Annotated in this window: 27 protein-coding genes; 18 read left to right on the forward strand and 9 right to left on the reverse strand. The window is 56.5% G+C overall.

Features of this window, described 5'->3' with window-relative positions; translation table 11 throughout:
• Positions 1–134 precede the first annotated feature (134 nt).
• The 8 genes from metK (at position 135) to ruvX (ending at position 7,264) form a co-directional block, all read left to right on the forward strand.
• Positions 135–1,289 (forward strand): methionine adenosyltransferase, encoded by a 1,155-nt coding sequence (gene metK, locus A4308_RS03215; protein ID WP_014885184.1) that lies wholly within the window; start codon positions 135–137, stop codon positions 1,287–1,289.
• A gap of 418 nt (positions 1,290–1,707) precedes the next feature.
• Positions 1,708–3,105, forward strand: coding sequence for a galactose/proton symporter (gene galP, locus A4308_RS03220; protein ID WP_014885185.1), 1,398 nt, complete (start codon positions 1,708–1,710; stop codon positions 3,103–3,105).
• Between the two features lie 58 nt (positions 3,106–3,163).
• Positions 3,164–3,661 carry a SprT family zinc-dependent metalloprotease gene (locus tag A4308_RS03225; protein WP_014885186.1) on the forward strand — a complete coding sequence of 166 codons (498 nt, stop codon included), beginning with the start codon at positions 3,164–3,166 and terminating at the stop codon, positions 3,659–3,661.
• A 94-nt stretch (positions 3,662–3,755) separates the two neighbouring features.
• The gene (endA, locus tag A4308_RS03230) at positions 3,756–4,463 is read left to right on the forward strand and encodes a deoxyribonuclease I (RefSeq protein ID WP_045134810.1); all 708 of its coding nucleotides are present in this window, start codon (positions 3,756–3,758) and stop codon (positions 4,461–4,463) included.
• A gap of 51 nt (positions 4,464–4,514) precedes the next feature.
• Positions 4,515–5,246: a 16S rRNA (uracil(1498)-N(3))-methyltransferase gene (gene rsmE, locus A4308_RS03235; RefSeq protein ID WP_023337758.1), complete on the forward strand. Its 732-nt coding sequence runs from the start codon at positions 4,515–4,517 to the stop codon at positions 5,244–5,246.
• Positions 5,247–5,265: 19 nt separating this feature from the next.
• Positions 5,266–6,213, forward strand: coding sequence for a glutathione synthase (gene gshB / locus A4308_RS03240; protein WP_023331278.1), 948 nt, complete (start codon positions 5,266–5,268; stop codon positions 6,211–6,213).
• A gap of 74 nt (positions 6,214–6,287) precedes the next feature.
• Positions 6,288–6,848, forward strand: a complete 561-nt coding sequence (locus tag A4308_RS03245; protein ID WP_008499752.1) for a YqgE/AlgH family protein — start codon at positions 6,288–6,290, stop codon at positions 6,846–6,848.
• Positions 6,848–7,264, forward strand: a complete 417-nt coding sequence (ruvX, locus tag A4308_RS03250; RefSeq protein WP_006811925.1) for a Holliday junction resolvase RuvX — start codon at positions 6,848–6,850, stop codon at positions 7,262–7,264. The genes A4308_RS03245 and ruvX overlap by 1 nt, the downstream gene beginning before the upstream one ends.
• Positions 7,265–7,274: 10 nt before the next feature.
• Here the strand turns inward: ruvX and A4308_RS03255 are convergent, their stop codons facing one another.
• The gene (locus tag A4308_RS03255; protein ID WP_045281449.1) at positions 7,275–8,255 is read right to left on the reverse strand and encodes a type IV pilus twitching motility protein PilT; all 981 of its coding nucleotides are present in this window, start codon (positions 8,253–8,255) and stop codon (positions 7,275–7,277) included.
• Positions 8,256–8,272: 17 nt separating this feature from the next.
• Here A4308_RS03255 and A4308_RS03260 point away from each other — a divergent pair, with 17 nt between their 5' ends.
• From A4308_RS03260 to A4308_RS03285, 6 genes are all read left to right on the forward strand, one after another.
• Positions 8,273–8,974, forward strand: coding sequence for a YggS family pyridoxal phosphate-dependent enzyme (locus A4308_RS03260; RefSeq protein ID WP_014885191.1), 702 nt, complete (start codon positions 8,273–8,275; stop codon positions 8,972–8,974).
• 21 nt (positions 8,975–8,995) lie between these two features.
• Positions 8,996–9,562, forward strand: coding sequence for a YggT family protein (locus A4308_RS03265; RefSeq protein WP_014885192.1), 567 nt, complete (start codon positions 8,996–8,998; stop codon positions 9,560–9,562).
• Positions 9,559–9,855 (forward strand): DUF167 family protein YggU, encoded by a 297-nt coding sequence (yggU, locus tag A4308_RS03270; protein WP_014885193.1) that lies wholly within the window; start codon positions 9,559–9,561, stop codon positions 9,853–9,855. Before A4308_RS03265 ends, yggU begins: the two co-directional genes overlap by 4 nt.
• A gap of 3 nt (positions 9,856–9,858) precedes the next feature.
• Positions 9,859–10,452 carry an XTP/dITP diphosphatase gene (locus A4308_RS03275; RefSeq protein WP_023331280.1) on the forward strand — a complete coding sequence of 198 codons (594 nt, stop codon included), beginning with the start codon at positions 9,859–9,861 and terminating at the stop codon, positions 10,450–10,452.
• Complete coding sequence (gene hemW / locus A4308_RS03280) at positions 10,445–11,587, forward strand: radical SAM family heme chaperone HemW (RefSeq protein WP_045281448.1); 1,143 nt, start codon at positions 10,445–10,447, stop codon at positions 11,585–11,587. The genes A4308_RS03275 and hemW overlap by 8 nt, the downstream gene beginning before the upstream one ends.
• A gap of 63 nt (positions 11,588–11,650) precedes the next feature.
• A complete protein-coding gene (locus A4308_RS03285; protein WP_023331282.1) occupies positions 11,651–11,989 on the forward strand; it encodes an endonuclease domain-containing protein in 339 nt (112 codons plus the stop codon).
• An 81-nt stretch (positions 11,990–12,070) separates the two neighbouring features.
• Here A4308_RS03285 and A4308_RS03290 read toward each other — a convergent pair whose 3' ends face one another.
• The 3 genes from A4308_RS03290 to trmB are packed head-to-tail and all read right to left on the reverse strand — an operon-like array spanning position 12,071 to position 13,890.
• A complete protein-coding gene (locus A4308_RS03290) occupies positions 12,071–12,787 on the reverse strand; it encodes a DUF2884 domain-containing protein (RefSeq protein ID WP_014885197.1) in 717 nt (238 codons plus the stop codon).
• A gap of 57 nt (positions 12,788–12,844) precedes the next feature.
• A complete protein-coding gene (locus A4308_RS03295; protein WP_014885198.1) occupies positions 12,845–13,171 on the reverse strand; it encodes a YggL family protein in 327 nt (108 codons plus the stop codon).
• The gene (trmB, locus tag A4308_RS03300; protein ID WP_014885199.1) at positions 13,171–13,890 is read right to left on the reverse strand and encodes a tRNA (guanosine(46)-N7)-methyltransferase TrmB; all 720 of its coding nucleotides are present in this window, start codon (positions 13,888–13,890) and stop codon (positions 13,171–13,173) included. The genes A4308_RS03295 and trmB overlap by 1 nt, the downstream gene beginning before the upstream one ends.
• 144 nt (positions 13,891–14,034) lie before the next feature.
• Between trmB and mutY the strand changes: the two genes are divergently transcribed.
• The 4 genes from mutY (at position 14,035) to A4308_RS03320 (ending at position 18,114) form a co-directional block, all read left to right on the forward strand.
• Positions 14,035–15,087, forward strand: coding sequence for an A/G-specific adenine glycosylase (mutY, locus tag A4308_RS03305; protein WP_014885200.1), 1,053 nt, complete (start codon positions 14,035–14,037; stop codon positions 15,085–15,087).
• Positions 15,088–15,113: 26 nt separating this feature from the next.
• Complete coding sequence (locus A4308_RS03310; protein WP_003862425.1) at positions 15,114–15,386, forward strand: oxidative damage protection protein; 273 nt, start codon at positions 15,114–15,116, stop codon at positions 15,384–15,386.
• Between the two features lie 124 nt (positions 15,387–15,510).
• A complete protein-coding gene (gene mltC, locus A4308_RS03315) occupies positions 15,511–16,587 on the forward strand; it encodes a membrane-bound lytic murein transglycosylase MltC (RefSeq protein WP_014885201.1) in 1,077 nt (358 codons plus the stop codon).
• A gap of 270 nt (positions 16,588–16,857) precedes the next feature.
• Positions 16,858–18,114: a nucleoside permease gene (locus A4308_RS03320; protein ID WP_014885202.1), complete on the forward strand. Its 1,257-nt coding sequence runs from the start codon at positions 16,858–16,860 to the stop codon at positions 18,112–18,114.
• Positions 18,115–18,202: 88 nt separating this feature from the next.
• On the opposite strand, the gene citG is transcribed toward A4308_RS03320, so the two are convergent.
• The 5 genes from citG to citD are packed head-to-tail and all read right to left on the reverse strand — an operon-like array spanning position 18,203 to position 22,219.
• On the reverse strand, positions 18,203–19,006 hold the full coding sequence (citG, locus tag A4308_RS03325; protein WP_032635576.1) for a triphosphoribosyl-dephospho-CoA synthase CitG: 804 nt from the start codon (positions 19,004–19,006) through the stop codon (positions 18,203–18,205).
• The gene (gene citX, locus A4308_RS03330; RefSeq protein ID WP_032635574.1) at positions 18,984–19,523 is read right to left on the reverse strand and encodes a citrate lyase holo-[acyl-carrier protein] synthase; all 540 of its coding nucleotides are present in this window, start codon (positions 19,521–19,523) and stop codon (positions 18,984–18,986) included. Before citX ends, citG begins: the two co-directional genes overlap by 23 nt.
• A gap of 2 nt (positions 19,524–19,525) precedes the next feature.
• The gene (gene citF, locus A4308_RS03335; protein ID WP_023331286.1) at positions 19,526–21,043 is read right to left on the reverse strand and encodes a citrate lyase subunit alpha; all 1,518 of its coding nucleotides are present in this window, start codon (positions 21,041–21,043) and stop codon (positions 19,526–19,528) included.
• A gap of 10 nt (positions 21,044–21,053) precedes the next feature.
• On the reverse strand, positions 21,054–21,929 hold the full coding sequence (gene citE, locus A4308_RS03340) for a citrate (pro-3S)-lyase subunit beta (protein ID WP_014885206.1): 876 nt from the start codon (positions 21,927–21,929) through the stop codon (positions 21,054–21,056).
• Positions 21,926–22,219: a citrate lyase acyl carrier protein gene (gene citD, locus A4308_RS03345; protein ID WP_014885207.1), complete on the reverse strand. Its 294-nt coding sequence runs from the start codon at positions 22,217–22,219 to the stop codon at positions 21,926–21,928. Before citD ends, citE begins: the two co-directional genes overlap by 4 nt.
• Positions 22,220–22,225: the final 6 nt, after the last annotated feature.

Raw genomic sequence — 22,225 nt, forward strand, 5'->3', positions numbered from 1 at the left:
ATGTTAATCCATCTATACTGATTAACACTCATACTGCCAGTGTCAAAAACCTGCAGGCCTTGGTAGAATTATCTCCTTTGGCTATTCCACACAGCAGCTTGAGCTAACCAAATTCCTCTTAGGTGAAATAAAACATGGCAAAACACCTGTTTACGTCCGAGTCCGTATCAGAAGGACATCCTGATAAAATTGCTGACCAAATCTCCGATGCGGTGCTGGATGCGATCCTGGCGCAGGATCCTAAAGCGCGCGTCGCGTGCGAAACCTACGTCAAAACTGGCATGGTTCTGGTTGGCGGTGAGATCACCACCAGCGCATGGGTTGATATCGAAGAGATCACCCGTAACACGGTGCGTGAAATCGGTTATGTGCATTCTGATATGGGCTTTGATGCCAACTCTTGCGCGGTGCTGAGCGCCATTGGCAAACAGTCTCCAGACATCAACCAGGGCGTTGACCGTGCCGATCCACTGGAACAGGGCGCGGGCGACCAGGGCCTGATGTTTGGCTACGCGACCAACGAAACCGACGTGCTGATGCCAGCCCCGGTCACCTACGCGCACCGTCTGGTACAGCGTCAGGCTGAAGTACGCAAAAACGGCACCCTGCCGTGGCTGCGCCCGGATGCAAAAAGCCAGGTCACCTTCCAGTACGATGACGGCAAAATCGTTGGCATCGATGCAGTGGTACTGTCTACCCAGCATTCCGAAGAGATTGACCAGAAATCCCTGCAAGAAGCCGTGATGGAAGAGATCATCAAGCCGGTTCTGCCGACCGAATGGCTGAGCTCTGCGACCAAATTCTTCATCAACCCAACCGGACGCTTTGTTATCGGCGGCCCAATGGGTGACTGCGGTCTGACCGGACGTAAAATCATCGTTGATACCTACGGCGGCATGGCACGTCACGGCGGCGGTGCGTTCTCTGGTAAAGATCCGTCTAAAGTTGACCGCTCTGCGGCATACGCGGCACGTTATGTTGCGAAAAACATCGTTGCTGCCGGCCTGGCAGACCGCTGTGAGATTCAGGTTTCTTACGCCATCGGCGTGGCTGAGCCAACCTCCATCATGGTTGAAACCTTCGGTACCGAGAAAGTGCCTTCAGAACAGCTGACCCTGCTGGTACGCGAGTTCTTCGACCTGCGTCCATACGGACTGATTCAGATGCTGGATCTGCTGCACCCAATCTACAAAGAAACCGCGGCATACGGTCACTTTGGTCGTGAACATTTCCCATGGGAAAAAACCGACAAAGCCGCCCTGCTGCGTGAAGCTGCCGGTCTGAAATAATCGACTGACAAGAGCGTTAAAAAAGCCAGCCTTTGTGCTGGCTTTTTTTGTGTCGGGTGGCGGCTGCGCCTTACCCGACCTACGGGGTATGGAGCTTTTGTAGGCCGGGTAAGGCGCAGCCGCCACCCGGCAATGTTTGGAACCGCTTACACGCCAGTCCATGTGCCTCGCTTTCGGAATAATCTCTTTGCGTGATGGCATTTCTTGTGCTGTTACATTTCCTTTCAGTTAAGTCTGAAATGTATTCTTTCGCGATGCATATCACCTCATTTACCTCTATATTTTCAAAGCTTTAATAATTTTTACGGTTACACACCAGTGTAACCGATTACACCAATGTGATTAATCTCACATATTTTTACGGGTCACTCACCTACCCTTAACATCAATAAAACTGATAACCCAACTGGAGGGCATAATGCCTGACAATAAAAAACAGGGGCGTACGTCCAACAAGGCGATGACATTCTTCGTCTGCTTCCTCGCCGCCCTGGCAGGTTTACTTTTTGGCCTGGATATCGGCGTGATTGCTGGCGCCCTTCCCTTCATCGCAGACGAATTCCAGATTAACGCGCATACCCAGGAATGGGTGGTCAGCTCGATGATGTTTGGCGCAGCGGTTGGTGCTGTCGGCAGCGGCTGGCTCTCCTTCAAGCTCGGACGTAAAAAGAGCCTAATGATTGGTGCCATTCTCTTCGTCGCCGGTTCACTCTTCTCTGCTGCCGCCCCTAACGTTGAAGTGCTTATTCTTTCCCGCGTACTGCTGGGGCTGGCCGTCGGCGTCGCGTCCTACACCGCCCCGCTCTATCTCTCTGAAATTGCGCCAGAGAAAATTCGCGGCAGTATGATTTCGATGTACCAGCTGATGATTACCATCGGTATTCTCGGGGCTTATCTTTCCGATACCGCGTTCAGCTACAGCGGCGCATGGCGCTGGATGCTTGGCGTGATCATCATCCCGGCCATTTTGCTGCTGATTGGCGTCTTCTTCCTGCCGGACAGCCCACGCTGGTTTGCCGCAAAGCGCCGCTTCCACGATGCCGAACGGGTGCTGCTGCGCCTGCGCGACACCAGTGCGGAGGCGAAAAACGAGCTGGAAGAGATCCGCGAAAGCCTGAAGGTGAAGCAGTCTGGCTGGGCGCTGTTTAAAGAGAACAGCAACTTCCGTCGCGCAGTATTCCTCGGCGTGCTGCTGCAGGTGATGCAACAGTTCACCGGGATGAACGTCATCATGTATTACGCGCCAAAAATCTTTGAGCTGGCGGGTTATACCAACACCACCGAGCAGATGTGGGGCACCGTCATCGTCGGCCTGACCAACGTGCTGGCGACCTTTATCGCGATCGGCCTGGTGGACCGCTGGGGACGTAAACCTACCCTGACGCTGGGCTTCCTGGTCATGGCGATCGGTATGGGCGTGCTGGGCACCATGATGCACGTCGGCATCCACTCCCCAACCGCACAGTATTTTGCGGTAGGCATGCTGCTGATGTTTATCGTCGGGTTCGCGATGAGCGCCGGTCCGCTGATTTGGGTACTGTGTTCTGAGATCCAGCCGCTGAAAGGGCGTGATTTTGGTATCACCTGCTCAACTGCAACCAACTGGATTGCCAACATGATCGTCGGCGCGACGTTCCTGACCATGCTCAATACCCTGGGCAATGCCAACACCTTCTGGGTCTACGCCGGTCTGAACATCTTCTTTATTGTGTTGACCATCTGGCTGGTTCCAGAAACCAAACATGTTTCACTGGAACATATTGAACGTAACCTGATGAAAGGTCGTCCACTGCGCGAAATCGGCGCACACGACTAATCCTCTTGCGGGAGGCGCCTCTTGCGCCTCCCCGCTTCGCGCTTTATGCTCTGCCCCTATGAAAGCTCCCCGTCTCCCCATCGCCCTTCAGCAAGCCGTTATGCGCAGCCTGCGGGAAAAACTCGCCCAGGCGAACCTGAAGCTCGGTCGGAATTACCCTGAACCGAAGCTCGTCTATCAGCAGCGTGGCACCGCGGCGGGTACTGCCTGGCTGGAATCGTATGAGATCCGCCTGAACCCGGTGTTGATGATGGAAAACCAGCAGGCGTTTATTGAGGAAGTGGTGCCGCATGAGCTGGCTCACCTCCTGGTGTGGAAACATTTTGGTCGCGTCGCGCCGCACGGAAAAGAGTGGAAGTGGATGATGGAGGCAGTACTGGGCGTTCCGGCGCGCAGAACTCATCAGTTCGAGCTGGAATCTGTACGTCGCAATACGTTCCCCTACCGCTGCCAGTGTCAGCAGCATCAGCTTACCGTCCGCCGCCATAATCGCGTGGTCCGCGGCGAGGCGACCTACCGCTGCGTCAAATGCGGCGAACCGCTTATTGCGGAGTAATCATTTGAACATTCAGGAACTTTCCTGATCTGACTGATTGCATACAGGAAAAACATTCGTTACGTTGCGGGCTCGTTTTGACACGGAGTGTAAGATGTCCCGTAATTTTTCTCTCGCGGTCGCCTTTCTGACGACAGCGTTCTCAGGCCATGCTCTGGCCGATGGTATCAACAGTTTTTCCCAGGCCAAGGCAGCAGGCGTGAAGGTGAACGCCGATGTGCCGGGCGATTTCTACTGCGGCTGTAAAATTAACTGGCATGGTAAAAAAGGGGTCGTGGACCTGGAGTCCTGCGGCTATAAGGTGCGTAAAAACGAAAACCGCGCCAGCCGCATCGAATGGGAACATGTCGTTCCGGCATGGCAGTTTGGCCACCAGCGCCAGTGCTGGCAGGATGGCGGTCGTAAAAACTGTTCTAAAGATCCTGTCTACCGCCAGATGGAAAGCGATATGCATAACCTGCAGCCCGCCGTGGGTGAAGTGAACGGTGACCGCGGCAACTTTATGTACAGCCAGTGGAACGGTGGCGAAGGCCAATATGGCCAGTGCGGCATGAAGGTGGATTTTAAAGAAAAAGTCGCCGAGCCGCCTGCCCGCGCGCGCGGCAGCATCGCCCGCACCTACTTCTACATGCGTGACCGCTACGACCTCAACCTCTCCCGTCAACAGACGCAGTTGTTCAATGCGTGGGATAAGCAATATCCGGTGACGGAGTGGGAATGTCAGCGCGACGAACGCATCGCCAGAGTCCAGGGGAATCATAACCCGTACGTCCAGCGGGCTTGCCAGGCGCAAAAGAGCTAACCTACACTACGGCAATTCGCTTATCTCGCATGACATATGGAATTTCTGACTATGCGCATTCCTCGCATTTACCACCCTGAACTGATTACCGCAGGTCGCGAAATCGCCCTGTCTGACGACGCGGCCAACCACGTTGGCCGCGTGCTGCGCATGGGGGCTGGCCAGGCAATACAGCTTTTCGACGGCTCTAATCAGATTTTCGAGGCGGAAATCACCCGGGCGGATAAAAAAAGCGTACATGTGAATGTGTTGCGCGGTGAAGTGGACGATCGTGAATCGCCGCTGCACATCCACCTGGGCCAGGTGATGTCGCGCGGGGAAAAGATGGAATTCACCATTCAAAAATCCATTGAGCTGGGTGTAAGCCTCATTACGCCACTTTTTTCCGAGCGCTGTGGCGTTAAACTGGATGCGGAACGTCTGAACAAAAAGATCCAGCAGTGGCAGAAAATTGCCATTGCGGCGTGTGAACAGAGCGGCCGCAACCGCATACCGGAGATCCGCCCGGCAATGGACCTGGAGGACTGGTGTGCCGAAGAGGAGAGCGGGCTGAAGCTCAATCTTCATCCGCGCGCCAGCGCCAGCATTAATACGCTGCCGCTGCCCGTTGAACGTGTACGCCTGCTGATTGGCCCCGAAGGCGGCCTGTCGGCGGAAGAAATTGCGATGACGGCGCGTTACCAGTTTACTGATATTCTGTTGGGACCTCGCGTTCTGCGCACTGAGACAACGGCACTCACGGCCATTACCGCGCTACAGGTACGGTTTGGCGATCTGGGTTGAAGTATAAACGGAGAAGAACATGATTAAGCTCGGCATCGTGATGGACCCCATCGCAAACATTAACATCAAGAAAGATTCCAGCTTCGCTATGTTGCTGGAAGCGCAGCGTCGCGGCTATGAGCTCCACTATATGGAGATGAACGATCTTTACCTGATCAACGGTGAAGCCCGCGCGCGTACCCGCATCGTTAACGTCGAGCAGAACTACGACAAATGGTACGAGTTTGGCACCGAGCAGGATATTGCCCTGGCCGATCTCAACGTTATTCTGATGCGTAAAGATCCGCCGTTCGACACCGAATACATCTACTCCACCTATATCCTTGAGCGTGCCGAAGAGAAAGGGACGCTGATCGTCAATAAGCCGCAGAGCCTGCGCGACTGCAACGAGAAGCTTTATACCGCCTGGTTCTCAGACCTGACGCCTGAAACGCTGGTGACCCGCAGCAAAGCTCAGTTGAAGGAGTTCTGGCAAAAACACGGCGATATCATCATGAAGCCGCTGGACGGCATGGGCGGCGCGTCTATTTTCCGCGTGAAGGAAGGCGACCCGAACATTGGCGTGATTGCCGAAACCCTGACCGAACTGGGTACCCGCTACTGCATGGCCCAGAACTATCTGCCCGCCATTAAAGATGGCGACAAACGCGTTCTGGTCGTGGATGGCGAACCCGTACCTTACTGCCTGGCACGTATCCCACAAGGTGGCGAAACGCGCGGTAACCTGGCGGCCGGTGGACGCGGTGAGCCGCGCCCGTTGACAGAAAGCGACTGGGAAATTGCCCGCCGCGTTGGCCCAACGCTTAAAGCCAAAGGCCTGATCTTTGTTGGCCTGGACATCATTGGCGATCGCCTGACGGAAGTGAACGTCACCAGCCCAACCTGCATTCGCGAAATCGAAGCGGAGTTCCCGATCTCGATCACCGGAATGCTGATGGACGCTATCGAAAAACGTTTACAGAAATAATCTGTGACAGCGCCCGGCTTTATCCCCATACTGGGCGCTGTCGCTTTTTAAACCAGGAAACAGTACCTCTGACAATGAATTTACAGCATCACTTTCTTATTGCCATGCCTGCTCTCCAGGATCCGATTTTTCGCCGCGCCGTGGTTTATATTTGTGAATACAATGAAGACGGCGCGATGGGCATTATCATCAATAAGCCGCTGGAAAACCTGCAGGTTGAAGGGATTCTGGACAAGCTGAAAATCCCGGCTGAAGCGCGACTGCCGGAGATCCGGCTTGATAAACCGGTGATGCTGGGTGGACCACTTGCAGAAGATCGCGGCTTTATCCTGCATACCCCGCCGGTATTCTCTTCCAGTATCCGCATCTCCGATAACACCGTGATCACCACCTCGCGCGACGTGCTCGAAACGCTGGGTACCGCAGAACAGCCTTCCGAAGTGCTGGTGGCGCTGGGGTACTCGTCGTGGGAGAAAGGCCAGCTTGAGCAGGAAATCCTCGATAACGCCTGGCTTACCGCACCAGCGGACATGAATATTCTGTTTAAAACCCCGATAGCCGATCGCTGGCGCGATGCGGCAAAACTGATTGGCATTGATATTCTGACCATGCCTGGTGTCGCGGGGCACGCCTGATGAGCGGAACACTTTTGGCCTTTGATTTTGGTACCAAAAGCATTGGCGTCGCTGTGGGTCAGCGCATCACCGGTACCGCGCGTCCGCTCACGGCCCTGAAGGCCAACGACGGCACGCCTGACTGGAATCTTATCGAACGTCTGCTGAAAGAGTGGCAACCGGATGATGTTATCGTTGGGCTGCCGCTGAATATGGACGGCACCGAACAACCCCTTACCGCCCGCGCGCGTAAGTTCGCCAATAAAATCCATGGCCGCTTTGGCGTCTCCGTGAAGCTTCACGACGAGCGTCTTAGCACCGTCGAAGCGCGTGCTGGCCTGTTTGAGCATGGTGGCTTCCGGGCGCTCAACAAAGGCAGCGTAGACTCCGCCTCTGCCGTCATCATCCTCGAAAGCTATTTCGAACAGGGCTATTAATCTCAGGGGCCTATAGCCGCCCCTGCGCCCGTCTCTCCGCCACGCTCTGATCAAAGTTCTGCATTCCCGCCTGCTGGCCTGTTTGAATGATACCGGGCAGTTGCCACGTTTTTCCTTCACGAATCAGATTTGCCGCCGCCGGGGTATTCACCAGCAGTTCATACAGCGCGACACGCCCACCCTGCAGGTCGGGAAGCAGCCTCTGTGCCAGCACCGCACGCAGGCTACCGGCCAGCTGGTTACGTACCGGGTCTTTCTCCTGCGCCGGGAAGGTGTCCACCAGCCGCTCAATGGCCTGCGAGGCACCCCGCGTATGCAGTGTCGCCAGCACCAGATGCCCGGTCTCCGCCGCCGTCAACGCGAGACGGATCGTCTCTGCATCACGCAGCTCCCCCAGCAAAATCACATCTGGATCCTCGCGTAACGCTCCGCGCAGCGCCTCGACAAAAGACGGGCAGTGCTGACCTATTTCCCGCTGCTGAATCAGGCAGCGTTCGCTCCGGTACAGATACTCCACCGGATCTTCAAGCGTGAGGATATGCCCGTCAGTATGGTGGTTGAGAAAATCGACCATCGCCGCCAGAGTGGTGGATTTACCGCTGCCGGTCGCCCCCGTCACCAGAATCAACCCGTTGTCACTGGATAACAGTTCCGGAATGGCACGCGGCACGCCCAGCGAAGAGAGTGGCGAACAGGTGCGTGGCAGCAACCGCAGGGCGATGGACACCCCGTTAATCTGCTTAAACGCACTCCCGCGCAGACGCTGGCCTTCTGCCACCGTCACGGCAAAATCGACCTGACCGTGAGCCCACCAGCTTCCCTGCTGCTCATCATTGAGCCACGCTTTTAATAACGTCCCGACATCAGGCGGCGGAAACGGCGCGGGTTCAAGGCGTCCTGACCGGCGCCAGCGGGGTGGCGAATCACTGCACAGGTGTAGATCGGAGACGTTATGCTTTACACTAAGGGCCACCATTTCTTCCACATCCATAGACTACTCCTCGGAAAATGAACGACATTGCGCATAACCTGGCACAGGTCCGGGACAAAATCTCAGCTGCCGCAACGCGTTGCGGCCGTGCTTCAGAAGAAATTACGCTCCTTGCAGTCAGCAAAACCAAGCCTGCGAGCGCCATCGCAGAAGCGATTGATGCAGGCCAGCGCGCATTTGGTGAGAACTACGTGCAGGAAGGCGTGGATAAAATTCGCGACTTCCGGGAAAAGGGGAATACGGATCTTCAGTGGCACTTTATTGGTCCACTGCAGTCGAACAAAAGCCGTCTGGTGGCTGAGCACTTCGACTGGTGCCATACGATTGACCGTCTGCGCATTGCCACACGCCTGAACGAACAACGCCCGGCAGAGATGCCAGCGCTTAACGTGCTGATACAAATCAACATCAGCGACGAAAACAGCAAGTCTGGCATTGCGCTAAGCGAGCTGGATGCGCTGGCCGCAGACGTGGCCGCCCTGCCACGCTTAACCCTGCGTGGGCTGATGGCTATTCCGGCGCCAGAGTCAAGTTATGAAAGGCAGTTTGCCGTGGCACAGCAAATGGCTGTAGCATTTGAGGCGCTTAAAGCGCGCTACAACACGGTAGACACGCTTTCTCTGGGCATGTCGGATGATATGGAAGCCGCCATCGCGGCAGGCAGCACTATGGTGCGCATCGGTACCGCCATTTTCGGTGCGCGCGACTACTCCAAATAATAAGGAAACCTGAGGAACGCCATGAAGACGTTGACTTTCCTGCTCTCAACGGTCATTGAGCTGTATACGATGGCGCTTTTGCTGCGCGTCTGGATGCAGTGGGCCCGTTGTGATTTTTACAATCCGTTCTCCCAGTTTGTCGTGAAAATCACGCAACCTATTGTCGGGCCCCTGCGCCGTATTATCCCGGCCATGGGTCCCATCGACAGCGCTTCGCTGCTGGTAGCGTTTATTCTTAGCGTTATCAAAGCCATCGTGCTGTTTATGGTCATCACCTTCCAGCCGATTATCTGGATTGCCGCCGTGCTGATTCTGATCAAAACCGTCGGTCTGCTGATTTTCTGGGTGCTGCTGGTGATGGCCATCATGAGCTGGGTGAGCCAGGGGCGTAGCCCGGTAGAGTATGCCCTGATTCAGCTGGCCGAGCCGCTGCTGCGTCCGATCCGTAACTTACTTCCCTCTATGGGCGGCATCGACTTCTCCCCGATGATTCTGGTTCTGCTGCTCTATGTGATCAACATGGGGATCGCTGAACTGCTGCAGTCTACGGGCGACATGCTGTTGCCGGGGCTGTGGATGGCGCTATGAGTGCCGTAAGCACCTGCGCTGACGGGCTGGTTTTGCGGTTGTATATTCAGCCGAAAGCCAGCCGTGACAGTATTGTTGGACTGCATGGCGACGAGTTAAAAGTCGCCATCACCGCCCCGCCGGTTGACGGTCAGGCAAACGCGCATCTGACCAAATATCTGGCAAAACAGTTTCGCGTGGCCAAAAGCCAGGTCATCATTGAAAAAGGCGAACTGGGGCGGCATAAACAGGTAAAAATCCTCAACCCGCAATCCATCCCGACGGAAGTCGCGGCTTTGACAGAACAGGACTAAACCATGCAGAAAGTTGTTCTCGCGACCGGCAACGCCGGTAAAGTGCGCGAGCTGGCCTCGCTATTAAATGATTTTGGGCTGGATGTGGTCGCTCAGACCGATCTTGGCGTAGATTCTGCCGAAGAGACGGGGCTGACGTTTATTGAAAACGCGATCCTGAAAGCACGCCATGCCGCGCAGATTACCGGTCTGCCCGCCATTGCCGATGACTCCGGTCTGGCCGTCGATTTTCTTGGCGGCGCGCCGGGGATTTACTCTGCTCGTTATTCCGGTGTTGATGCAACCGACCAGCAGAATCTGGAAAAGCTGCTTGTTGCCCTGAAAGACGTACCGGACGAACAGCGGACCGCACAGTTCCACTGCGTGCTGGTCTATCTGCGTCACGCAGAGGACCCGACGCCGATCGTCTGCCACGGTAGCTGGCCGGGCGTGATTACCCGTGAAGCTGCGGGCAACGGCGGTTTTGGCTACGACCCGATTTTCTTTGTCCCGTCCGAGGGCAAAACCGCAGCGGAACTGACCCGCGAAGAGAAAAGCGCGATTTCCCACCGTGGGCGCGCACTGAAACTGTTACTGGAAGCACTGCGTAATGGCTAATTTGCCACCTCTGAGTCTTTATATTCACATCCCGTGGTGCGTGCAGAAATGCCCGTACTGCGATTTCAACTCGCACGCGCTGAAAGGTGAAGTGCCGCACGATGACTACGTTGCGCATCTGCTGGCTGACCTGGACGCCGATGTACCTTACGCACAGGGACGTGAAGTTAAGACCATTTTCATTGGTGGCGGTACGCCGAGCCTGCTGTCAGGCCCGGCGATGCAGACGCTGCTGGACGGCGTGCGTGCGCGCCTGAACCTGGCCGCGGATGCTGAAATTACGATGGAAGCCAACCCCGGTACCGTTGAGGCCGATCGTTTTGTCGAGTATCAGCGTGCAGGCGTGAACCGTATTTCCATCGGCGTGCAGAGCTTTAGCGAGCCAAAACTGAAGCGCCTGGGGCGCATTCACGGTCCTGAGGAAGCAAAGCGTGCGGCAAACCTGGCGACAGGACTGGGTCTGCGCAGCTTTAACCTCGATTTGATGCACGGCCTGCCGGACCAGTCGCTCGACGAAGCGCTGGACGATCTGCGCCAGGCGATTGAACTTAACCCGCCGCATCTGTCCTGGTATCAGCTCACCATTGAGCCCAACACGCTGTTTGGTTCCCGTCCTCCGGTTCTGCCGGATGACGACGCGCTGTGGGATATTTTCGAGCAGGGCCACCAGTTGTTAACCGCTGCGGGATATCAGCAGTACGAGACGTCTGCGTATGCGAAACCGGGGTATCAGTGTCAGCACAACCTGAACTACTGGCGTTTTGGCGACTACCTGGGAATTGGCTGCGGCGCGCACGGTAAGGTGACTTTCCCGGACGGTCGTATTCTGCGTACCGCCAAAACCCGCCACCCGCGAGGGTATATGGAAGGCCGTTATCTCGAGCGCCAGCACGACGTTGAGACGGCGGATAAACCGTTTGAGTTCTTTATGAACCGCTTCCGCCTGCTGGAAGCCGCGCCGCGCGCGGAATTTGCGCGTTACACCGGTCTGCCGGAGTCAGTGATTCGTCCTCAGATTGACGAGGCGCTGGCGCAGGGGTATCTGACTGAGTGTGAAGATTACTGGCAGATCACCGAGCACGGCAAACTGTTCTTAAATTCCCTTCTTGAGCTGTTCCTCGCCGACGATTCCTGAAGGCTAATTCAGGTTTTTGCATCCCGTTCTGCCAGCTGAGGGAAAGGCTGGCAGAGTGTGGGGATGGAAAACTCAAAACAACTTCGCAAACAAATGACGCCCGAAGAATTTCGCCTCTGGTATTTGCTCAGAGGTCGTCGGTTCTTTGGCTATAAGTTTCGCCGCCAGATGCCGATTGGGCCGTATGTTGCAGATTTTGCCTGTTTTAAGGCGAAATTGATTATTGAGCTCGACGGAGGGCAACATCAAAGCAAAGAGAAATACGATTCACGTCGTACAGAGTTTTTGCATACAAATGGCTGGGAAGTCGTGCGATTCTGGAACAATGAATTTACTTCTCAGGAAGAGGAAGTGCTGACGGTTATTCTTCAAAAATTGCAGAGCCTGATGCCCTCACCCTAACCCTCTCCCACAGGGAGAGGGAACGTTTACACCCTCTCCCCTGGGGAGAGGGCCGGGGTGAGGGGCCCAGCGCGCAGAGGATTACTTCAACGTCCCCACCAGCGCCTTCCGGCTATCTTCCAGCGACACCACGCGTTTACACACGTCTTTGCCGAACTGCTGGAAATCATCTTCCTGGTTCTTCCACTCGTTCTGAATTGAGGTCTGCAAGCCGCCCAGACTGCCCAGCACGCCCTGCAGCGGGTTACCGCCGCCCTTCAGGACCGCTTTAGCCCCCATCTCGTTGATGCTGTCCTGCAGAATGCCGCCCATCGCCTGGTTCACCAGCTGCTGTCCGTCAGCACGGACCTGATCAATCGCCTTGTAGTGGAACGTCAGGCCATCAGAGCGCGTCTCGATAATCCGGTTCATCTGCTCTTTGAGCTGCTTATCGAGCTTCGTCAGGCGGGAGCGCATATTGCTGCTCTCCCCCACCTCTTTGGTAATGATCTTATCCAGTGCAACACGGCTTTTTTCAACGCGCGTCAGGGCACCTTCATTAATCCATGGCAGCGCGGTACGCAAATCGGCCTGATAGTCTTTCGCCTGCTCACGCTGTGCGGCTGTCAGATTGTACTCTTTGCCGTTAAAGGTGACGTTCCCTTGCGGCGTAATCACCAGATTGCCGTTCTCGCCTTTGACCTGCACGGTTTGCGGGCTTAACACCACGTCATCACGCGGGGTGACGCTACATTTATACTCCGCATGGGCGGTGAATCCGGTTGCCATCAAAGCAACAGCCAGCAACGTTTTGCGCATCTTAAACACTCCCTCAGACAAAATGGGCCAGCTAATGCTGGCCCCGTACTTGCTTTATTAGTCCCACCAAACGTCGAAAAGTTCGCTGACGCGGACATCTTCCAGCTTGTGGTCTTCAAGCCATTTACGAACCAGCGCCTGATGTTCTTCGGTGCATTTACCCACTTCCTGGGTGCAGATCAGACCTTCCCACGCCAGGTAACCGCTACCGTCGAAGGCCAGCTTGTTGGGCTCAATCACGTCGTTGATGAAGGCATCCACGTCCTGATCGATCTGTTCTACACTGGTGCCTTCCGGGAAACGCCACGCAACGGAGAAACCCACTTCCTGGAATTCTTCGATGTGCATTTTTTTACGCAGACGACGGCTACGATTCTTTGCCATTATTTCACCCTCTCGAACATTAAGTCCCATACACCGTGACCAAGACGATGGCCACGCTGTTCAAATTTCGTTACCGGACGTGAATCCGGACGCGGAACATAGTCGTTGCTTTCAGACTGGTTTTTATACCCGTCCAGAGACGACATCACTTCCAGCATATGTTCCGCATAAGGTTCCCAGTCGGTCGCCATATGGAAGACGCCGCCCAGTTTCAGCTTGCTTTTCACCAGCTCGGCAAACGGTGCCTGAACGATACGGCGTTTATTATGACGTGCTTTGTGCCACGGGTCAGGGAAAAAGAGCTGAACCATGGTTAAAGAATTGTCAGGAATCATTTTGTGCAGCACTTCCACCGCGTCATGACACATGACGCGCAGGTTCTCTACACCCTCTTCATGGGCAGTTGCGAGACACGCGCCGACGCCCGGGGAGTGCACTTCAATACCGAGGAAGTTCTGCTCCGGGCGAGCTTGCGCCATGGTCACCAGAGAGGTGCCCATACCAAAACCAATCTCCAGCGTGACTGGCGCTTCGCGGCCAAACAGCCCGGCAAAGTCCAGCGGCTGCTCGCTGAACTCAACGCCCATCACCGGCCAGTAGTTGTCCAGCGCATGTTGCTGCCCTTTTGTCAGGCGGCCCTGACGACGGACAAAGCTGCGAATACGGCGCAGCGGGCGACCGTTTTCATCAAATTCCGGTGAAATGACGTCGTTTTTCATAAAAGAGTTGTCTGCTTGTGAGAATGTTCGGGAAACGGGCATTATCCAAAGTTAAGGCGTCTATGCAAGCATGGGAAAGATCCGGTTTACAGCAGATTGACGCTGTGCTGCAATCTGCGTCCCTGATTATGTGAATCGATGACCATGCAAGCCTCTCAATTTTCAGCCCAGGTGCTGGACTGGTACGACAAATACGGGCGTAAAACCCTGCCCTGGCAAATTGAAAAAACGCCTTACAAAGTATGGCTCTCCGAAGTGATGTTGCAACAAACGCAGGTCGCCACGGTGATCCCATACTTTGAGCGTTTTATGGCACGCTTCCCGACGGTAACAGACCTGGCGAATGCCCCGCTGGACGAGGTATTGCACCTTTGGACAGGCCTGGGCTATTACGCCCGCGCGCGTAATCTGCACAAGGCCGCGCAGCAGGTCGCCACGCGCCACAACGGTAAATTCCCGGAAACTTTCGATGAAGTGGCAGATTTACCCGGCGTCGGGCGTTCAACGGCGGGAGCCATTCTCTCTCTCTCTTTGGGTAAGCATTTCCCGATCCTCGACGGCAACGTGAAGCGCGTGCTGGCACGTTGCTATGCCGTGGACGGCTGGCCCGGTAAAAAAGAGGTTGAGAAACGTCTGTGGGAGATCAGTGAAGCGGTTACCCCGGCCAACGGCGTCGAACGTTTTAACCAGGCGATGATGGATCTGGGTGCGATGGTCTGCACGCGCTCAAAACCCAAGTGCGAACTCTGCCCGCTCAATACTCTCTGCGTGGCCTACGCTAACCATTCGTGGTCGCAATACCCGGGGAAAAAACCGAAGCAGACGCTACCGGAGCGCACCGGTTACATGCTGCTGATGCAGCACGGCGACGAGGTGTTCCTGGCCCAGCGTCCACCGAGCGGCCTGTGGGGCGGTCTATACTGCTTCCCACAGTTTGAAGATGAAGATTTGCTGCGTGAATGGCTTAAACAGCGCGGTATTGCTGCCGATAACCTGACGCAGCTGACCGCGTTTCGCCATACCTTCAGCCATTTCCACCTGGATATTGTGCCGATGTGGCTTCCCGTGTCCTCATTTGCCTCGTGCATGGATGAAGGCACCGCTCTCTGGTATAACTTAGCGCAACCGCCATCAGTCGGGCTGGCGGCTCCCGTGGAGCGCCTGTTACAGCAATTACGTGCCGGTGCAATGGTTTAGCATCGACAAGAAAAAGAGGAATGAGTATGGCCAGAACGATTTTTTGTACTTTCCTGCAGCGTGACGCTGAAGGCCAGGATTTCCAGCTTTATCCGGGTGATCTGGGTAAACGCATTTATAACGAGATCTCCAAAGAAGCCTGGGGACAGTGGCAGAAAAAGCAGACCATGCTGATTAACGAGAAAAAGCTCAGCATGATGAACCCGGAACACCGCAAGCTGTTGGAACAGGAGATGGTGAACTTCCTGTTTGAAGGCAAAGACGTGCATATCGAAGGCTATACGCCTCCAGAAAAATAATATTGAGCGGCTGTTGCCGGGTGGCGCTGCGCTTACCCGGCCTACAAAACCGTAGGCCCGTGCAAGCGAAGCGCCGCCGGGCAATAGCAACGACTAAGCAAACACAACACGCACGCCCGGAATGATGAAAAAACTTTTAGCGCTAGCCCTTGTTGCGCCGTTGCTGGTCTCCTGTTCGTCAAAAAAAGGCGATGATTACAACGAAGCCTGGATCAAGGACACCAACGGTTTTGACATTTTGATGGGGCAGTTTGCCCACAACATCGAGAACATATGGGGATTTAACGAAGTTCTTATTGCCGGACCGAAGGACTACGTTAAGTACACCGACGCCTATCTGACCCGTAGCCACATCAACTTTGATGAGGGTACGATCACCATTGAAACCATCGCGGGTACTGACCCTGCGGCACGACTGCGTCAGGCGATTATCAAAACCCTGCTGATGGGCGACGACCCGGGATCTATCGATCTCTACTCCGATGCCGACGATATCACCATCTCGAAAGAGCCGTTCCTGTACGGTCAGGTTGTCGATCAAACCGGCCAGCCAATCCGCTGGGAAGGTCGCGCCACGAAATTTGCCGACTATCTGCTGCAGACGCGACTGAAGAGCCGCTCTAACGGCCTGAAGATAATTTATAGCGTCACCATCAACCTCGTGCCGAACCACCTCGACAAGCGTGCGCATAAGTATCTTGGCATGGTGCGTCAGGCATCACGTAAGTACGGCGTGGATGAGTCGCTGATCCTGGCGATTATGCAGACCGAATCGTCGTTCAACCCTTACGCAGTTAGCCGTTCCGACGCCCTGGGGCTGATGCAGGTAGTCCAGCACAGCGCCGGTAAAGACGTCTTCCGCGCGCAGGGCAAATCCGGCACGCCGAGCCGTAGCTATCTGTTCGATCCCCAGAGCAACATTGATACCGGCACGGCCTATCTGGCGATGCTGAACAATGTTTATCTCGGCGGCATCGATAACCCGACCTCACGCCGCTATGCCGTAATCACCGCCTATAACGGCGGCGCGGGCAGCGTGCTACGCGTCTTCTCGAACGACAAAGTGCAGGCCGCAAACATCATCAACAGCATGGCGCCGGGGGATGTTTACTCAACCCTCACCACCCGCCACCCATCAGCGGAGTCCCGCCGCTATCTGTATAAGGTCAATACGGCGCAGAAGAACTATCGTCGTCGATAATCAACACACCTTCTCCTGCAAGGAGAAGGTGTTCTGCTTTCCCTCTCCCCGTGGGAGAGGGTCAGGGTGAGGGTATCAGGCCGCACTCACTCACCCCACCCATACGAAAATGTTATTTGCATCACAATCCAAACTGCAAATTAATGTGGATTGCATTTTTTTGCGGGAGGTAACAAAACATATCGTTGCCAACTGATAGAATTGCATCAAATAACAACCCTGAATGTTCCAAAAACAACATATCTCCCGCTCACTTGTGAGGAAAGTAACATGAACCTTAAGCTGCAGCTTAAAATATTGTCGTTTCTGCAGTTCTGCCTGTGGGGTAGCTGGCTGACTACACTCGGCTCCTATATGTTTGTGACGCTCAAGTTCGATGGTGCGTCAATCGGTGCCGTCTACAGCTCGCTGGGTATCGCGGCGGTCTTCATGCCAACACTGCTCGGTATCGTGGCGGATAAATGGTTAAGTGCGAAATGGCTGTACATGCTTTGCCATCTGGTGGGCGCGGGGACGCTGTTTATGGCGGCCGAAGTGACCACGCCAGGGGCAATGTTTATGGTGATCCTGCTTAACTCGCTGGCCTATATGCCAACGCTTGGGCTGATCAACACCATCTCTTACTACCGCCTGAAATCTGCCGGGATGGATATCGTGACCGATTTCCCGCCAATCCGTATCTGGGGCACCATCGGCTTTATCATGGCAATGTGGGGCGTGAGCTTCGCAGGCTTTGAACTGAGCCATATGCAGCTCTACATCGGTGCCGCGCTCTCCGTGCTGCTGGCGATCTTCACCCTGACGCTGCCAACCATTCCGGTTTCAAACCAGCAGAAAAACCAGAGCTGGAGCACCATGCTCGGTCTGGACGCGTTCGCGCTGTTTAAAAACAAACGGATGGCGATCTTCTTTATCTTCTCCATGCTGCTGGGCGCAGAGCTGCAGATCACCAACATGTTCGGCAACACCTTCCTGCACAGCTTCGATAACAATCCGCTGTTTGCCGGAAGCTTTATCGTTGAGCATGCGTCGGTGATGATGTCCATCTCTCAGATCTCTGAGACGCTGTTCATCCTGACCATCCCGTTCTTCCTGAGCCGCTACGGCATCAAGAACGTCATGCTGATCAGTATCGCGGCATGGATGTTGCGCTTTGGTCTGTTCGCCTACGGCGACCCGAGCGCATTCGGCACCGTACTGCTGGTGCTGTCGATGATTGTTTACGGCTGTGCCTTCGACTTCTTCAACATTTCCGGTTCCGTATTCGTGGAAAAAGAAGTGAAGCCTGAAATCCGCGCCAGCGCACAGGGCATGTTCCTGATGATGACCAACGGCTTCGGCTGTATTCTGGGCGGCGTGGTGAGCGGTAAAGTGGTAGAGATGTACACCACCAACGGCATCACCAACTGGCAGCCGGTGTGGCTGATCTTCGCCGCATACTCGCTGGTGCTGTTCTTCGCGTTCATCGCGCTGTTCAAGTACAAGCACGTGCGTGTGCCGAACGGTGCGCAGCCGATCGCGCACTAATCTTTGGTGTGTTGTGCCCGGTGGCGCTAACGCTTACCGGGCCTACAAAACCCAACCGTAGGCCGGGTAAGGCGAAGCCGCCACCCGGCTATTTTATTGCAGAAAGCACCCACCCCACCGACAGCAAATCCGCGCTGCCCCCCGGACTCAGATTGCGTTCTATCAATGCGATATCCATTTTAAGCAACGCTTCGCGGTCCCAGCCGTTAGCCAGCAATTCCCGCGCGTAGTCCTGAACGTAGCGCAGCCCTTCCATGCCACCGCGCGACACCAGATTGCTGTCCTGATTGACTGACATCAGGCGTAACAGCAGGCTGTGAAGCGACCGTCCGTTCCACTGTGCCAACGCCTTACGCACCGTGGCAAAGCCGCTTTCCGCCTCACCGCGCGCGCCGGTTAAGCCGTGCTGCTGAAACTGCCGCTCGCCCGCCGTCGCCTGCCCGCTGCGCGCGGCCAGCTCTCGCGACACCAGCCCGCGGCAGATGTTACCTACCTCACAACAGAGGCTGTCCGCAGAGAGATTGTTCACACGTCCGGCGGCGAAGCACAGTAAACCCAGGGCAAAAATCCCGCCTTTGTGCGTATTCACGCCGTTCGTCGCGGCGTACATCGCCTGCTCGCAGGCCATCCCCATTGGGCGGATAATCCGTAGCTGTGCGTCAGCGGGCTTATCCGCATGCGCGTTACCAAGTTCAGCAAAGCGCGCAAACCACGGCGTAATCGCCGCAATGCTGCGGGCAAACAGCGCGTGGTCCATATCGCGGTGGGAACCGTTATTGAGCTTGTCCACCAGCCCCGGTTTGGGCGTCAGCTCCAGCTCCTGCCACAGTGCCGCTTCGGCAAGCGCGGGCACGTCCGCAATGCGGGGTTTAGTCGCGAGCAAACCAGTCATCAATCATCTTCTCCACCCGGGAAACCACCTGCTCAACGGGATGGTTCCGCGAGCGGGAACAGGCATGCGCAGGTTCGTCGCAGATCAGGCAGCGTCTGAGATTTGCCCCCAGCGACTGACGCCCGACGTGGCCATGCTGAGGGCAAATAACATCCAGATCCCACAGCCTGCCGAGCGGGTGCGTCTGCTCCAGTTCCGCGCAGTGCGCTTTAATTTCCGCTGCCGGATGAGCCACGCACCACAGAGCCTCGGGCCCGGTCGGAAGCCACAGCACCTGACGGTCCAGCACCTGCCAGCGGTTCTCCCATAGCAGCTGGTCGCACGTCTGGAGCGCTACGCCCATGGTGTTGCGATAGCGCAGGCTGTCTTTAATTTCCCCTGGCGTGACCAGCGTGAGGGAAATCACCGGTTGTTGATAGTGCTCAAGCATGTCAGCCTGACGCGCTGCGCGGCGCTCTTTCGCCGCCAGCAGTTCGTCCAGGCTGACACCCGTCCGCACGGGTGTCGCTACTGTCATAATCACTCCTTCACCTGTCGCACGGTGTCGATCACGCTGCCGTCGCGGTAGCGGATCACCCCGACGATTTTGTCGGTAAACTCAATCGGCTTCGGTACGCCCGTCAGCGATATCGCCCGTTCATAGAGCGCGTTGATATCCACAATCTTCAGCCCGGCAGCCATCAGCCGCTCACGCACCTCCGGGCGCGCCGGGTTAACCGCAATGCCGTGATCGGTGACCAGCACGTCGATGCTCTCACCCGGCGTGAGGCGCGTGGTGACGCGCTTCACGACCGTCGGAATGCGGCTGCGCAGCAGCGGCGCAACGACGATGGTGAGGTTCGCCGCAGCGGCCACGTCGCAGTGTCCGCCGGACGCGCCGCGCATCACGCCGTCGGAGCCGGTGATGACGTTGACGTTGAAATCAACGTCGATTTCGAGGGCGCTGAGGATCACCACGTCGAGCTGGTCGCAGCTTGCCGCCTTGCTGCCGGGGTTGGCGTAAACATTGGTGGAGATCTCCACGTGGTTCGGGTTGCGCGCCAGAGACGCCGCCGCCTGGCCGTCAAAGCACTGGGTGTCGAGCAGCTTTTCGATGAGCCCCTTCTCGTGCAAATCCACCAGGCTGCCGGTGATGCCGCCAAGCGCGAAGCGCGCCTTCACGCCGCTGCGCTCCATTTTCTCTTCCATAAAACGCGTGCAGGCGGTCGCCGCCGCGCCGGAGCCGGTCTGCATTGAGAAGCCCGGGTTAAAGTAGCCGGAATGTTCAATCACGTCCGCCGCATAGCGGGCGATCATCAGCTCGCGCGGGTTGCTGGTGACGCGCGCCGCGCCAACGCTGATTTTCGCCGGGTCACCGACGCTCTCAACCTGCACGATGTAGTCCACCTGGTCCTGCACCAGGCTGGCGGGCATATTGGGGAACGGCACCAGTTCTTCGGTCAGCAGCACCACCTTGCGGGCAAAGTGCGCATCCACCATGGCGTAGCCCAGCGAGCCGCAGCAGGATTTACCGTGGGTGCCGTTGGCGTTGCCAAACTCATCGCTGCACGGCACGCCGAGAAACGCCACGTCGATATTCAGCTCGCCGTCCTGCAAGAGCTTCACGCGCCCGCCGTGGGAGTGAATTTGCACCGGCTCGTCCATCAGCCCGTGGGAGATGGCATCCGCCAGCCTGCCGCGCATTCCGGAGGTGTAAATGCGGGTGATGACGCCGCTTTCAATATGCTCGATCAGCGCGTCATTGCAGGTCATCAGCGAGCTGGAGGCCAGCGTCAGGTTTTTGAAACCCATTCGCGCCAGCAGCGCCACGACGGTGTTGATCACCCGGTCGCCTTCGCGAAACGCGTGGTGGAAAGAGATGGTCATCCCGTCCTGCAGGCCGCAGCGCTTCACCGCCTCTTCAACGGAGGCGCAGAGTTTGCGGCTGTGCTTCGCGTCAGCATCCGCCAGCCACGGCGTCGCGCTGTGGGCGGTATCAAACGGTTTTAAGCCCCGCAGATGGGGGAAATTCATATGGAGAAGTTCAGTCTGGTTCATTCTGTCATCCTTACCGACGCACGCCGGAGGCCGCCGCGCGCTCCAGCACCACCTGCGCGTGGTTAATAATCGGTGCATCCACCATTTTGCCGTTGAGCGACACCACGCCCAGGCCGTTACGCTCGCCCTCTTCTGCCGCCTCAATCACTCGCTTCGCGTGTTCCACCTCTTCCTGCGTCGGGGCGTAAGCGTTATGCAGCAGGTCAATCTGGCGCGGGTTAATCAGCGATTTGCCGTTAAAGCCCATCTTGCGGATCAGATCGACCTCGCGCAGGAACCCGGCCTCGTCGTTAACGTCTGACCACACCACGTCGAAGGCGTCGATGCCCGCCGCACGGGCGGCGTGCAATACGGCGCAGCGGGCGTAGAACAGCTCGGTGCCGTCGCCGCGCTCGGTCTGCATATCCATCACATAATCAAAGGCGGCCAGCGCGATGCCGATGAGGCGCGGGGAGCTGCGGGCAATCGCCACGGCATTTATCACGCCAATGGCCGATTCAATCGCCGCCATGACGCGGGTAGAGCCGACTTCGCGGCCGCACTCGCGTTCAATACGCGCCAGGTGACCCTCCAGCTCGTAGATATCGTCCGGGGTATCGGTTTTCGGCAGGCGAATTACGTCCACGCCCGCCCGCACGGCGGCTTCCAGATCCAGCAGGCCAAACGGCGTGCTCAGCGGGTTAATGCGCACCACGGTTTCGATATCCTGATACATCGGGTGCTGTAGCGCGTGGAACACCAGCATGCGCGCGGTGTCTTTCTCGCGCAGGGCAACGGCGTCTTCCAGGTCAAACATGATGGAATCAGGCCGATAGATAAAGGCGGTGGAAAGCATGGCGGCGTTGGCGCCCGGCAGGAACAGCATACTGCGGCGGAGTTTGCTCATTTCAGCGCCCCCCAGTTGATGGTTTGATCATCGGCGGCACGCATCAGCGCGCTTTGCAGGCGGGCGCGAATAACACAGTCCAGCGCCCCTTTATCTTCAATAATGATGAGTCCCTGGTGCACGTTCATGGCGCGCAATGTGTCGTTGACCACCTGGCGAATCTGCTCGCCAAACTGCTTAATCACTTCACTGTGGATGACTATCTCCAGCTCGCCGTGAGCGGGAGCGATTTTCACCATCAGGTCGCTGGACTCCTGCGTGCCGGCCAGCGCCTCCCTTACAATATTCATGATAAA

The organism is Enterobacter sp. ODB01 (assembly GCF_001623605.1).
Lineage (GTDB): Bacteria > Pseudomonadota > Gammaproteobacteria > Enterobacterales > Enterobacteriaceae > Enterobacter > Enterobacter kobei.

What these genes read in the sequence shown, in the direction of transcription:
- metK (WP_014885184.1), top strand. Translation starts at nt 135, where the DNA reads ATGGCAAAACACCTGTTTACGTCCGAGTCCGTATCAGAAGGACATCCT.
- galP (WP_014885185.1), top strand. Translation starts at nt 1,708, where the DNA reads ATGCCTGACAATAAAAAACAGGGGCGTACGTCCAACAAGGCGATGACA.
- A4308_RS03225 (WP_014885186.1), top strand. Translation starts at nt 3,164, where the DNA reads ATGAAAGCTCCCCGTCTCCCCATCGCCCTTCAGCAAGCCGTTATGCGC.
- endA (WP_045134810.1), top strand. Translation starts at nt 3,756, where the DNA reads ATGTCCCGTAATTTTTCTCTCGCGGTCGCCTTTCTGACGACAGCGTTC.
- rsmE (WP_023337758.1), top strand. Translation starts at nt 4,515, where the DNA reads ATGCGCATTCCTCGCATTTACCACCCTGAACTGATTACCGCAGGTCGC.
- gshB (WP_023331278.1), top strand. Translation starts at nt 5,266, where the DNA reads ATGATTAAGCTCGGCATCGTGATGGACCCCATCGCAAACATTAACATC.
- A4308_RS03245 (WP_008499752.1), top strand. Translation starts at nt 6,288, where the DNA reads ATGAATTTACAGCATCACTTTCTTATTGCCATGCCTGCTCTCCAGGAT.
- ruvX (WP_006811925.1), top strand. Translation starts at nt 6,848, where the DNA reads ATGAGCGGAACACTTTTGGCCTTTGATTTTGGTACCAAAAGCATTGGC.
- A4308_RS03255 (WP_045281449.1), bottom strand. Translation starts at nt 8,255, where the DNA reads ATGGATGTGGAAGAAATGGTGGCCCTTAGTGTAAAGCATAACGTCTCC.
- A4308_RS03260 (WP_014885191.1), top strand. Translation starts at nt 8,273, where the DNA reads ATGAACGACATTGCGCATAACCTGGCACAGGTCCGGGACAAAATCTCA.
- A4308_RS03265 (WP_014885192.1), top strand. Translation starts at nt 8,996, where the DNA reads ATGAAGACGTTGACTTTCCTGCTCTCAACGGTCATTGAGCTGTATACG.
- yggU (WP_014885193.1), top strand. Translation starts at nt 9,559, where the DNA reads ATGAGTGCCGTAAGCACCTGCGCTGACGGGCTGGTTTTGCGGTTGTAT.
- A4308_RS03275 (WP_023331280.1), top strand. Translation starts at nt 9,859, where the DNA reads ATGCAGAAAGTTGTTCTCGCGACCGGCAACGCCGGTAAAGTGCGCGAG.
- hemW (WP_045281448.1), top strand. Translation starts at nt 10,445, where the DNA reads ATGGCTAATTTGCCACCTCTGAGTCTTTATATTCACATCCCGTGGTGC.
- A4308_RS03285 (WP_023331282.1), top strand. Translation starts at nt 11,651, where the DNA reads ATGGAAAACTCAAAACAACTTCGCAAACAAATGACGCCCGAAGAATTT.
- A4308_RS03290 (WP_014885197.1), bottom strand. Translation starts at nt 12,787, where the DNA reads ATGCGCAAAACGTTGCTGGCTGTTGCTTTGATGGCAACCGGATTCACC.
- A4308_RS03295 (WP_014885198.1), bottom strand. Translation starts at nt 13,171, where the DNA reads ATGGCAAAGAATCGTAGCCGTCGTCTGCGTAAAAAAATGCACATCGAA.
- trmB (WP_014885199.1), bottom strand. Translation starts at nt 13,890, where the DNA reads ATGAAAAACGACGTCATTTCACCGGAATTTGATGAAAACGGTCGCCCG.
- mutY (WP_014885200.1), top strand. Translation starts at nt 14,035, where the DNA reads ATGCAAGCCTCTCAATTTTCAGCCCAGGTGCTGGACTGGTACGACAAA.
- A4308_RS03310 (WP_003862425.1), top strand. Translation starts at nt 15,114, where the DNA reads ATGGCCAGAACGATTTTTTGTACTTTCCTGCAGCGTGACGCTGAAGGC.
- mltC (WP_014885201.1), top strand. Translation starts at nt 15,511, where the DNA reads ATGAAAAAACTTTTAGCGCTAGCCCTTGTTGCGCCGTTGCTGGTCTCC.
- A4308_RS03320 (WP_014885202.1), top strand. Translation starts at nt 16,858, where the DNA reads ATGAACCTTAAGCTGCAGCTTAAAATATTGTCGTTTCTGCAGTTCTGC.
- citG (WP_032635576.1), bottom strand. Translation starts at nt 19,006, where the DNA reads ATGACTGGTTTGCTCGCGACTAAACCCCGCATTGCGGACGTGCCCGCG.
- citX (WP_032635574.1), bottom strand. Translation starts at nt 19,523, where the DNA reads ATGACAGTAGCGACACCCGTGCGGACGGGTGTCAGCCTGGACGAACTG.
- citF (WP_023331286.1), bottom strand. Translation starts at nt 21,043, where the DNA reads ATGAACCAGACTGAACTTCTCCATATGAATTTCCCCCATCTGCGGGGC.
- citE (WP_014885206.1), bottom strand. Translation starts at nt 21,929, where the DNA reads ATGAGCAAACTCCGCCGCAGTATGCTGTTCCTGCCGGGCGCCAACGCC.
- citD (WP_014885207.1), bottom strand. Translation starts at nt 22,219, where the DNA reads ATGAATATTGTAAGGGAGGCGCTGGCCGGCACGCAGGAGTCCAGCGAC.